This is a genomic window from Arcobacter pernae, from assembly GCF_049472135.1.
Classification (GTDB): Bacteria; Campylobacterota; Campylobacteria; order Campylobacterales; family Arcobacteraceae; genus Arcobacter_B.
In genome coordinates, this window is record NZ_JBMOVV010000023.1 from 1 (window position 1) to 11705 (window position 11705).

Consider the following 11705-nt stretch of genomic DNA (forward strand, 5'->3'; position numbering starts at 1 on the left):
TAATCTTTATAAACCGAATATAGAAAGGTTGATATACCTTTTTTATTTGCTATCTTTGATAGCTTTGGAGAAGTTAATCGAATAACTTCTCTCTTCTCTGAAAGGAGGTGATCCAACCGCAGGTTCTCCTACGGTTACCTTGTTACGACTTCACCCCAGTCGCTGAATCCACTGTGGAGGGTAGCTACCTTAGCATCCCCGCTTCGAATGAGTTCAACTCCCATGGTGTGACGGGCGGTGAGTACAAGACCCGGGAACGTATTCACCGTAGCATTGCTGATCTACGATTACTAGCGATTCCAACTTCATGTAGTCGAGTTGCAGACTACAATCCGAACTGGGAGATATTTTTGAGATTTGCTCCACCTCACGGTATCGCGGCTCTTTGTATACCCCATTGTAGCACGTGTGTAGCCCTGGACGTAAGGGCCATGATGACTTGACGTCGTCCTCACCTTCCTCCTACTTGCGTAGGCAGTCTCGTTAGAGTTCTCAGCCGAACTGTTAGCAACTAACGACGAGGGTTGCGCTCGTTGCGGGACTTAACCCAACATCTCACGACACGAGCTGACGACAGCCGTGCAGCACCTGTATATAAGTTTCTGCAAGCAGACACCAATCTATCTCTAGAAAGTTCTTACTATGTCAAGTCCAGGTAAGGTTCTTCGCGTATCGTCGAATTAAACCACATGCTCCACCGCTTGTGCGGGTCCCCGTCTATTCCTTTGAGTTTTAATCTTGCGACCGTACTCCCCAGGCGGTACACTTAATGTGTTTACTGCATTACTGCAAGGTCTAGCCTCACAACAACTAGTGTACATCGTTTAGGGCGTGGACTACCAGGGTATCTAATCCTGTTTGCTCCCCACGCTTTCGCGTCTCAGCGTCAATAATGTTCCAGTAGATCGCCTTCGCAATCGGTATTCCTTCTGATCTCTACGGATTTTACCCCTACACCAGAAATTCCATCTACCTCTCCCATATTCTAGGTAATCAGTTTCAAGAGCAGTTCTATGGTTGAGCCATAGGATTTCACTCCTGACTTAATTACCCGCCTACACGCTCTTTACGCCCAGTGATTCCGAGTAACGCTTGCGCCCTCCGTATTACCGCGGCTGCTGGCACGGAGTTAGCCGGCGCTTATTCATATAGTACCGTCATTATCTTCCTATATAAAAGGAGTTTACGCACCGAAATGTGTCATCCTCCACGCGGCGTTGCTGCATCAGGGTTTCCCCCATTGTGCAATATTCCCCACTGCTGCCTCCCGTAGGAGTCTGGACCGTGTCTCAGTTCCAGTGTGACTGATCATCCTCTCAAACCAGTTAGGCGTCATAGCCTTGGTGAGCCATTACCTCACCAACAAGCTGATACCGTACAGGCCGATCCTAGAGCTATAAATATTTCCCTTGCAAACTTATGTTTTAAAGGCATATGGGGTGTTAGCAGTCGTTTCCAACTGTTATCCCCCTCTCTAGGGCACATTACCTATATATTACTCACCCGTGCGCCACTTAGCTGACAGTTATAGCAAGCTATAACCCGTTCTCGTTCGACTTGCATGTGTTAAGCACGCCGCCAGCGTTCACTCTGAGCCAGGATCAAACTCTCCATAATAAAGTGTTTGAAACTGACAATTTTTGTTTCCATTAAACAAAATTATCACTCAAGTGTTTTTACATAAATGTAAAAAGCTTAAATAGACAAGAATTATTTTTCTTGTTTTTTTATCGTTTTTTCTATATTCGGTTTATAAAAATTACTTCTTATTAACCTTCGTTTTTAAAGATCATATCTCTTTAGAACTTTGTGTCGTTCCTCTGAAATTGGACGGGAATTATAGACAAATTATCCCCCTTTGTCAAGAGAAAACTCTTAATAAAAGCTTAAATTTTAAAAGTTTCTTATTTTTTGTCTGTTTTATTACTTTTTACAATGTTTTTATTGTATTTATTTTATCTTTCATGTAAAGCATTATCTTTTGTTTTCAGAATTGGCTTTAAAATATAATCTAAAATTGATTTTTTACCTGTAATAATATCTACACTTGTAATCATTCCTGGAATAATTGGAAGTTTTTCTTTATTTTTTTCCAAATAGTTTTTATCTGTTTTAACAATTACTTTATAATAGCTTTTTTGATTTTTATCATTTTTGTCTATTATACTATCAGCTGATATTTCTACAATATTTCCTTCTAATGCTCCATATATTGAAAAGTCATAGGCTGTAATTTTTACAATTGCTTTTTGTTTTGGATTTATGAAAGCAATATCTTTAGGATCAATTTTTGCTTCAACCAATAAGATATCACTTTGAGGAACTATTTCTATTAAGTCTATACCTGACTTTACAACGCCCCCTACTGTATTAATATTTATTTGTTTAATAATTCCATTTACAGGTGAGTATAAAATAGTTTTATCAACTTTATCTTTTTGTGCAATAATTTTTGATTCATATTTTTTAATCTCAGTATTGATTTTTTGTAATTCATTTGAAGCTTCTGCTTTAAAAATCTTTGTTTTTTCTATAATTCTATTTTTTGCTTCTTCTATAGCATATTTAGCTTTTGGGATTTGAATATATGTTGTTTGAAGTTCTCCTTCTAATTCTGTCAACTCTTTTTTTATTTTTAACAAATCTACTTTTGATCTTGAACCTCTTGATACCATTTTATTTATAGTATTAAATTCTTCTTTTACTAGATTAAGTCTTTTTTTTAATTGTATACTCTTATTTTCTAGTTCTCTTAATTCTTGTTCTTTTTGTTTAAACTGAATTTTAAAAATATTTGAAGTGCTTAATAATTCTTCAACTCTTGATTTAAACAGTTTCTTATCATTTTCAATAAAGTTTTTTGCATTTTTTTCTAAATCTTTTTTATATTCTAAACTTTTTATTTCTTTATTTAAATCAATATTTGCTTCCGCTTCTAACCTTTTTTTTGTTACTAATAAATGAAAATATGTTTGTTTATTCTCTTCTAATGATGCTTGAAATCTTGTAGTATCAATTTTCATTAGCTCTTGACCTTTTTGTACTATACTTCCTTCTTTTACAAGGATTTCAGAAATAAGACCACCATCTAAACTTTGAATTTTCTTTATTCTTTCTGAAGGTATTACTTTTCCTTCTCCTCTTGTAAGTTCATCAACTTTTGCAAAATATGCCCAAATAAAAGCTATTATAAAAAAACTTACTATTGTAAAAAAGAATAAAATTATCTTAGAACTTAATTTTGCATTTTTTTGAGAATGTAATGTGTCTACAAAATTTATATCTTCTTGCATTTAAATCCTTTTTATTCTATTAGTTTTTAAAATTGTTTGATTTTTATTACTATTTGTTTGTGTTTGAGTAAAAGAAGATATGATTTTATCTTTTGCACCATCAGCTACAACTTTGCCATCTTCAATAACAATCAACCTATCTACTAAGGATAATAATGATGGCTTATGTGTAATTATTAAAAGTGTTTTATCTTCAATGATATTTTTAAGATTACTCTTAAATTTATTTTCTGATAATTCATCCATCATATTTGTAGGTTCATCTAAAATTAAGATATTAGGATTTGACAAAATTGCTCTTGCTAAAGTTACTGCTTGCCTTTCTCCACCTGATAAACCTTCTCCTCTCTCTCCTACAATCAAATCATATCCAGATTCATGTTTTCCAATAAATTCATGCACACCTGCAACTTGTGCTGCTTTTAGTACTTCTTCATCACTTACATATTGCTCGCCAATTGTAATATTATCTTTTATACTTCCCATAAATAAAAATGGTTCTTGAGGTACATATCCAATAGATCTTCTTAAATCTACTGGATCAATTTGTCTAATATCAGTATCATTAATAAGTATTGACCCTTTATTCGCTTCAAAAAGATTTAATAGTAATTTGGCAAAAGTTGATTTTCCAGAACCAATTTTTCCAATTATTCCTACTTTTTCACCCTCTTTTATAGAAATATTTATATTTTTTAATACATTATATTTTTGATCTTTGTATGAAAAATCTACGTCTTTAAAAATAATATCACCTTTTAGATTTGGTCTACTAAGATATCTTTTATTTGAAGAACGTTCTACTGGCATTTTCATAATCTCATCAATATTATCTAAAGATAAAAGTGTTCTATCTAATCTAATAATCATTCCAACTATTTGAGATACAGGTCCAATGACTCTACTATTTAACATCATTGCTGCAATAATTGCTCCCATTGTAACTTCACCATTTGTAGCAAGAATTACACCAAATGCAACAATTAACACTCCTGAAAGCTGAGATATAAAACCAACAAAATAAGTAACAACCTGTGATAAGTAATGGGATTTATTTCCATAATATGAGGTTTGAGAGATTGATCTTTCCCAATGGGTTCTCATTCTATTTAATGCTCTTACACTTTTTATGATTTCTAATCCGGTTACTGTTTCAGTTAAAACTGTTTGTTTTATCTGTTCTTCTTTTGCCGAATTTAAAATAGCCTTTTTTATTGGTCTTTGCATAAACCAAGAAAAAAGTATTGCTATTATCATAGTTCCTAAACTGATATATCCTAAAGGTCCCCCAACATAAAATATAACAGCTATAAATAATAAAACAAAGGGTAAGTCAACAAAAGCCGTGATAGTAACTGTTGTAAAAAACTCTCTAACACTTTCAAAGGATTGAAGCCTACTTACAAACATTCCAGTTGATGAGGGCTTAGAATCTAACTTTATATTTAAAAGTTGATCAAAGATTTTACTTGACATGCGAATATCAGCCCTTTTACCTGCTTGTTCAATAAAATATGCTCTTATTAGTTTCAATATAAAATCAAAGAATAAAACAAATATTATTCCAATAAGTAAAACCCATAAAGTATCAACTGCTTTATTTGGTAAAACTCTATCATAAACATTCATAGTAAATAATGGAATAAATATCACAAAGATATTGATTAATATTGCTGCAATTATCACTAATTTGTAAATTGAAATATTTTTTTTCATAGTTCGATAAAACCACTTTTTATTATCATCTATATTAATATCTTTTTCTACCCTATTCTCAAAATTGTATGCTGGTTTTATTATAAGAAGATTATTTGTGTATATTTCATTTAATTTATCAAAAGATAAATGCACTTCACCACTGCTAATATGTGGCATTATAATTGTTGCAACTTTATCATTATTGTCTATATTTAGAACTACGCAAGATTTATTATTATTAAGTATCATCACTGCAGGTAAAGCTTTATTGTTAATATGCTCAATTTCTCTATTAACTGCTTTTGTAATTAATCCAATTTTTTTTGCTGCAGTTTTAAACATAGTTGGTGTCATTAAAGAATCATGGATAGCTAATCCTGCTATCAACGATTCTTTAGATGAAGGTCTTTTATGAAATTTTGAAAGAAACAGTAAAGATTCTAAAAGAGTATCTACTTCTTTAGAATCCTCTTTTATAGAATTAAAATCATCATTAAAATTAATATTGCTACTATTCAACTAATACACCTACTTAATTTTTTTAATATAATAAGAATTAGGGTATTTGTAATTTAAACTATTTTTTAAAGCATTAGCATTTACACTTCCATCAATGTTATAAGCAGCCAAGGTAAATGTACCATTTTTATTTGATACTACTTTTAATTTCTGATTATTTTTTAAATCTTTTAATGTTTTATCAAGAGCAATTTGTGCTTTTTGATGAGAATTATATGTATTTAAAAATAATGCATACTCATTTGATACATTAGAGCCTAACTCTTCAGATAAATTATTTGTATTTGAAGGTTCATCTAAATTTAATTCTTCTTCCATACTTTTAGACTCATTTTCTTTTGTTTCTTCTGTTTTTAAGAATACATCTCCATCACAAACTTGTCTTTTTGATGTTGATATAGAATTTTGAAGAGAAGATTTTAACTGTAAAATTTGATAATATGCTTGATACATATTAAATTCTGTATTGATTAAAGATACTTTTGAATTATATAAATCAGCTTCTACATTTAAAACATCAATAAAACTTCTAGTACCAGAATCAAATTGATCGTTATAAATTTTAATTATCTGTTTATTTTCTTCTATAAATTGCTTTAACTCAACAATCTGTTTTTTAGAAGTTTGATATGTATTAAATGCCACTGTTAATTGATCAACTATATCTTTTGTAACAACATCAAGTTTAGCTTTTGATTCTTTTAAAAATAATCTTTCTCTTTGGCTAGCTTTATCATCTGCAAAACCATTGAAGATATTGTACCTTAACTCAATTTTTCCCGAATATCTTTTTGTTTTAGTTTCATCAGTAATCAGATCGTTATCATGTATAGCTTGTAATTTAAATTTTAATGTAGGTAGAAAACTTGAATCCGTTTGAGATAATTTTTCTTTTTGTTCTTTTATCTTCTCTATTTGCTCTTTTATCTTATAATTTGATGTTAAAGTAATAGCTTTTAACTTTTGTAAAGAAGAGGGAATTAAAGACTCATCAATATTAGGCCTACAAATCTCACCTAAAATTTTTAATCCTACATTTTTATCAAATGAACTTCTAGACATATTATAGTTATTTATTTCATCAAAAAGCTTATTTTTTGCATTATGTATTTTAGCTTTAGTTTGAACTTTATCTAATATTGTTCCATTAATTTCTTCAGTTTGTTTAGCAATAGTTAAATATCCATCGTGAACTTTGATATTATTTTCTGAAACTTTAATTCTTTCTTGAAACTTCACCATATTTAGATATGCATTAACACCATCCAAAATGATGTTCTCAATATCATTAGAATTTTTGTATTTGTTTGACGAATATCTAAATTCTGATTCTGCAACTCTACTTGATGTAAGATTTCCATCATATAATAATTGTTCTAAATCTAATTGAACATTATTTCCTGTTCTTGTTTCATCAGTATTTAAAGTAGATGACTTTTCTTCTTCTTTTATCTTTTCTAAAGAAGCAGTCAAATCAACTTTTGGATAATAACCTGATTTTTGTTCATCGACATAGTTTTTAAAAGCATTATTATTTAATGATTTTGAATGTATATCTTGATTACTTTTTAGTGTATGAGAAACAACATCTTTTAAAGAAGTTGCATTAGAAGTACCAAAAAGTGCCATTATTACGGGAATACTGTAAAAAAATCTGTTTACTTTCATCATAATTCCTTATTTTTAATAATCGCATTGTATATAAAAAAAATAAAAAAATCAATAATTAAACACTATTTCATAAAATATAAAATTATAAAATGTAACCATTTTGTAATTATTAATAATAAAAAAATAAGATTAGTTACTGTAAAATTATTCAAAATTTTATTTAATGATCAGGATTTTATTTATGTATGAACTAGTTTTATTTAGTTTTGTTCTATTTGTTGTTACATATTTTTTAATAAAAAACTTTATAAATAATGCTGCAAAACTAAAACTTGTTGATATACCTAATGAAAGAAGTTCACATAAAAAAATCACTCCAAGAGGAGCGGGAATAGTTTTTGGTAGTACATTTATATTATCTTTAATTTTTTATTATACTGAAGATATTTTCTCATACGCAATAATATTAATCGCTATCCTTATTGTTTTTATAGGTGGTATTTTAGATGACATTTATACTTTAAGCTCAAAAACAAAACTTTTATTTATTGTAATTGCTGCAATTATTGCATATTTTGAAGGATATACAATAACAACAATAGGAACTTACTTCAATTATGAATTAACATTAGGCATAGTTGCATTACCCTTTACACTTTTTGCAATTATTGCTTTCACAAATGCTGTAAATTTAACAGATGGATTAGATGGTTTAGCTTCATCAATATCTATAATAATATTAGCTGCACTATTAATAATAGGGATAATAAATAATGATAATATGTTAATAGTATGGCCGGCTCTTTTAATCTCAGCACTAATTGCATTTCTAGTTCTAAACTGGTATCCAGCAAAAGTTTTCATGGGAGATAGTGGCTCTTTACTTTTAGGTTTTGTAATTGCAATACTAAGTATCAAAGCCTTAGAATATGTAAATCCTGTATCAATATTCTTTTTAGCAGCAGTACCTATTTTAGATACGTTAGTAGTTTTTAGAAGAAGAAGACAAAGGGGGAAATCTCCTTTTGAGGCGGATAGAAACCACCTACATCATATTCTTGACAATATCAAACAAAATAAAGCATTTACAGTAAAAATGCTTATTTTTATGCAACTTACTTTTTCTTGTATGTTTTTACAAATATACAAACAAGATGATGGTTTAAATCTTTTAATATTTTTCTTACTATTTTTAATATTTTTTGATCTTTTTGACCCAAGAGCAAGAAAAAGACCAAAAAATGCAAAATTAAAAAAGAAATATAAAAGAATGAAAAAAGAAAAAAAAGAGAATCTAAAACTTGAAAATATATCTTAAAGAGGAAAGTGAAAGATGATAAAAAGATGTTTATTTCCAGCAGCAGGGTATGGAACAAGATTTTTACCAGCTACAAAAGCAATACCCAAAGAGATGTTACCAGTACTTACAAAACCACTTATTCAATATGGAGTTGAAGAAGCATTAGAATCAGGATGTAGTACTATTTCTATAGTTACATCTAAATATAAAAAAGCCATAGAAGATCACTTTGATACAAATACTGATATTGAAAATTCAATAAAAGGTTCTTCAAAAGAAGAACTTTTAAGTGATCTAAATAAGATTATTGAAACTACAACTTTTTCTTACACTAGACAACTAGAAATGAAAGGTTTAGGACATGCAATTTTAACAGGTGAAACTTTAATAGGTAATGAACCTTTTGCAGTTATATTAGCTGATGATTTATGTGACAATACTTCTAGTGAAGGTGGAGTATTAAAGCAGATGATAAAACTATATGAAAAATATGAGTGTTCAATAGTTGCTATAGAAGAAATACCAAAAGATAAAACAGATAAGTATGGTGTAATTGATGGTGAGCAAATAGAAGACGGAATATATAGAGTGTCAAATATGGTAGAAAAACCAGACCCAAAAGAAGCTCCAACAAATTTAGCGATTATTGGAAGATATATTTTGACACCTGATATTTTTGATATTTTAAGAGATACAAAACCAGGAAAAGGTGGAGAGATACAAATCACAGATGCTTTACTTGAACAAGCAAAAGAAGGAAAAGTTATTGCTTATAAGTTTAAAGGTAAAAGATTTGATTGTGGAAATGTAGATGGTTTTGTTGAAGCTACTAGCTATTTTTACGAGAAAGCGAATAATTAAAGATGAAATATCAAAAGAATTTCTACCAAATAAAATCAAATAATGAAATTTTTGAAAAGATAGTAGAAGAGAAAAATAACATAGGTTATTATAATTTACCTTATCAAGATATTTCAGAGATTTTAAGCTTTTCTAAAACTGTAACTCAAAAAGATATAGTGGTAGTTGGTATTGGTGGAAGTAGTTTAGGAACTTATGCAATAAATAGCTTTCTTAGAAATAAATCAAATGGTAAAAAACTTCATTTTTTGGAATCAACTGATCCTTTAGAATTAAAAAAAAGACTATCGTATATAAATGATATAAATGACACATTATTTATAATCATCTCAAAATCTGGTACTACAATTGAGACTATTTCAGTTTTCAAATACTTACATAGTCTAGTAAAAATTGATAAAACAAATTGTGTTTGTATTACAGAATATGATAGTAAACTAAACTCATATGCAAAAGAAAATGATATAAAAACTTTTGAAATTCCAAAAGATGTAGGTGGAAGATTTTCAGTATTTTCACCTGTAGGCTTAGTTCCTTTATCTATTATGGGAATAGACATACAAAAACTTCTAGATGGATGTAAAGAAGTAAATAATAGCTTTTTCGAAAAACAAGAGTATTTTCATTCAATCTTTGAAAAAGCTAGATTTATGGTAGAGAATAAAAATAGATTTAATATAAATGTAATTTTTTCATATTCTTCACTTTTAGAAGGTTTTAATAAGTGGTATATCCAACTATGGGGTGAAAGTCTTGGAAAAGTAAATATAAATGGGACAAGACAAGCTTTAACTCCAATAGGACTAATAGGTCCAGTAGATCAACACTCTTTTTTACAGCTAATAATGGAAGGGGTAAGAGATAAGACAGTTACATTTATAAAAGTAGATGACTTTGAGGAAGAAACGATAATACCTGATATATCAATTCCTCATTTAGAAGAGTTAGATTATGTAAATAATATTAAGTTTAAGGACTTGATAAATATGCAAGCAGACTCTACAATAGAAGCTGTAGAAAAGTGTGATAATATCCCAACAGATGTGATTACAATAGAGAAGGTAGATGAATTCAATATAGGAAAACTTATGTACTCATATCAACTTTTAACATCAATAGTTGGAAGTTTTATGCAAATAAATACTTATAATCAACCAGGTGTTGAAGAAGGTAAGATAATTTTAAAAAATAAGTTAAAAAATGAGGATATGAAGTAAATGAAAATAGCAATAGCCGGGACAGGGTACGTAGGCCTGTCAAATGGAATACTATTAGCCCAAGATAATGAAGTAATAGCATTAGATATAGTTGCTTCTAAAGTAGAACTTTTAAATAATAAAAAATCACCAATAGAAGATAAAGAAATAAGTGAATACTTATTAAGAGATGATTTAAACTTTAAAGCTACATTAGATAAAAAAGAAGCATATAAAGATGCAGACTTTGTAATTATCTCAACACCAACAGACTATGATCCTGAAACAAACTACTTTAATACAAAATCAATAGAGTATGTAATAGCTGATGTACTAGAAATAAACCCAAACACTACAATGGTAATAAAATCAACTATTCCTGTAGGATATACAAAAGAAATATCAAAAAAGTTTGATACAAATAATATTATATTCTCTCCAGAGTTCTTAAGAGAAGGGAAAGCCCTACATGATAATCTGTACCCTTCAAGAATTATCGTGGGTGAAAAATCTCAAAGAGCAAAAACATTTGCGAATCTACTTGCTCAAGGTGCTATAAAAAAAGATATAGATATTTTATTTACTGATTCAACTGAAGCAGAAGCAATAAAACTATTCTCTAATACATACTTAGCTATGAGAGTAGCTTACTTTAATGAACTAGATTCATATGCTCAATCACATAACCTTGATTCAAAACAGATAATAGAAGGTGTAGGATTAGATCCAAGAATTGGAAATCATTATAATAATCCAAGCTTTGGATATGGTGGATACTGTTTACCTAAAGATACAAAACAATTAAGAGCAAACTATGAAGATGTACCACATAGCTTAATCTCAGCAATTGTAGAAGCAAATACAACTAGAAAAGATTTTATAGCCCAAAGTATAATAGAAAAACTAAATTTAACACCTGTAAACCCAGATAATATAGAAACTTCAAAAAAAGTAGGAGTATATAGACTTATCATGAAAGAAGGAAGTGATAACTTTAGAGCTTCTGCAATTCAAGGAATAATGAAAAGAATCAAAGCTAAGGGAATAGAAGTAGTTATCTATGAACCAAACTTAGAAGATGAAGTATTTTTTAACTCAAAAGTAATAAAAGATTTAGATGAGTTTAAAAAAGAAGCAGATGTAATAGTAGCAAATAGACTTAGTGAAGACTTACTTGATGTTCAAGATAAAGTTTATACTAGAGATATTTTTAATAGTGATAGTTAA

General features: G+C 29.2%; 7 protein-coding genes and 1 rRNA gene. 4 read left to right on the top strand and 4 right to left on the bottom strand.

Annotation, left to right across the window (positions count from 1 at the left end):
- Window positions 1-100: 100 nt before the first annotated feature.
- The 4 genes from ACH5BF_RS14100 to ACH5BF_RS14115 all read right to left on the bottom strand — a co-directional run bounded on the left by ACH5BF_RS14100 (window position 101) and on the right by ACH5BF_RS14115 (window position 7178).
- Window positions 101-1617 (bottom strand): 16S ribosomal RNA (locus ACH5BF_RS14100).
- A 338-nt stretch (window positions 1618-1955) separates the two neighbouring features.
- Window positions 1956-3293 carry an HlyD family type I secretion periplasmic adaptor subunit gene (locus ACH5BF_RS14105; protein WP_423274886.1) on the bottom strand — a complete coding sequence of 446 codons (1338 nt, stop codon included), beginning with the start codon at window positions 3291-3293 and terminating at the stop codon, window positions 1956-1958.
- Entirely contained in the window at window positions 3294-5510 is a 2217-nt protein-coding gene (locus tag ACH5BF_RS14110; protein ID WP_423274887.1) for a type I secretion system permease/ATPase, read from the bottom strand. It lies immediately after the preceding gene.
- 9 nt (window positions 5511-5519) lie between these two features.
- Window positions 5520-7178: a TolC family protein gene (locus tag ACH5BF_RS14115; protein WP_423274888.1), complete on the bottom strand. Its 1659-nt coding sequence runs from the start codon at window positions 7176-7178 to the stop codon at window positions 5520-5522.
- Window positions 7179-7362: 184 nt separating this feature from the next.
- On the opposite strand from ACH5BF_RS14115, the gene ACH5BF_RS14120 reads away from it, so the two are divergent.
- Genes ACH5BF_RS14120 through ACH5BF_RS14135 form a run of 4 tightly spaced genes read left to right on the top strand, consistent with a single transcriptional unit; the run spans window position 7363 to window position 11705 of the window.
- A complete protein-coding gene (locus ACH5BF_RS14120) occupies window positions 7363-8439 on the top strand; it encodes a glycosyltransferase family 4 protein (protein ID WP_423274889.1) in 1077 nt (358 codons plus the stop codon).
- 15 nt (window positions 8440-8454) lie between these two features.
- Window positions 8455-9282, top strand: coding sequence for a UTP--glucose-1-phosphate uridylyltransferase GalU (galU, locus tag ACH5BF_RS14125; protein WP_423274865.1), 828 nt, complete (start codon window positions 8455-8457; stop codon window positions 9280-9282).
- 2 nt (window positions 9283-9284) lie between these two features.
- Window positions 9285-10499, top strand: a complete 1215-nt coding sequence (locus tag ACH5BF_RS14130; protein WP_423274864.1) for a glucose-6-phosphate isomerase — start codon at window positions 9285-9287, stop codon at window positions 10497-10499.
- Window positions 10500-11705, top strand: coding sequence for a nucleotide sugar dehydrogenase (locus tag ACH5BF_RS14135; RefSeq protein ID WP_423274863.1), 1206 nt, complete (start codon window positions 10500-10502; stop codon window positions 11703-11705).

What these genes read in the sequence shown, in the direction of transcription:
- ACH5BF_RS14105 (WP_423274886.1), bottom strand. Translation starts at nt 3,293, where the DNA reads ATGCAAGAAGATATAAATTTTGTAGACACATTACATTCTCAAAAAAAT.
- ACH5BF_RS14115 (WP_423274888.1), bottom strand. Translation starts at nt 7,178, where the DNA reads ATGAAAGTAAACAGATTTTTTTACAGTATTCCCGTAATAATGGCACTT.
- ACH5BF_RS14120 (WP_423274889.1), top strand. Translation starts at nt 7,363, where the DNA reads ATGTATGAACTAGTTTTATTTAGTTTTGTTCTATTTGTTGTTACATAT.
- galU (WP_423274865.1), top strand. Translation starts at nt 8,455, where the DNA reads ATGATAAAAAGATGTTTATTTCCAGCAGCAGGGTATGGAACAAGATTT.
- ACH5BF_RS14130 (WP_423274864.1), top strand. Translation starts at nt 9,285, where the DNA reads ATGAAATATCAAAAGAATTTCTACCAAATAAAATCAAATAATGAAATT.
- ACH5BF_RS14135 (WP_423274863.1), top strand. Translation starts at nt 10,500, where the DNA reads ATGAAAATAGCAATAGCCGGGACAGGGTACGTAGGCCTGTCAAATGGA.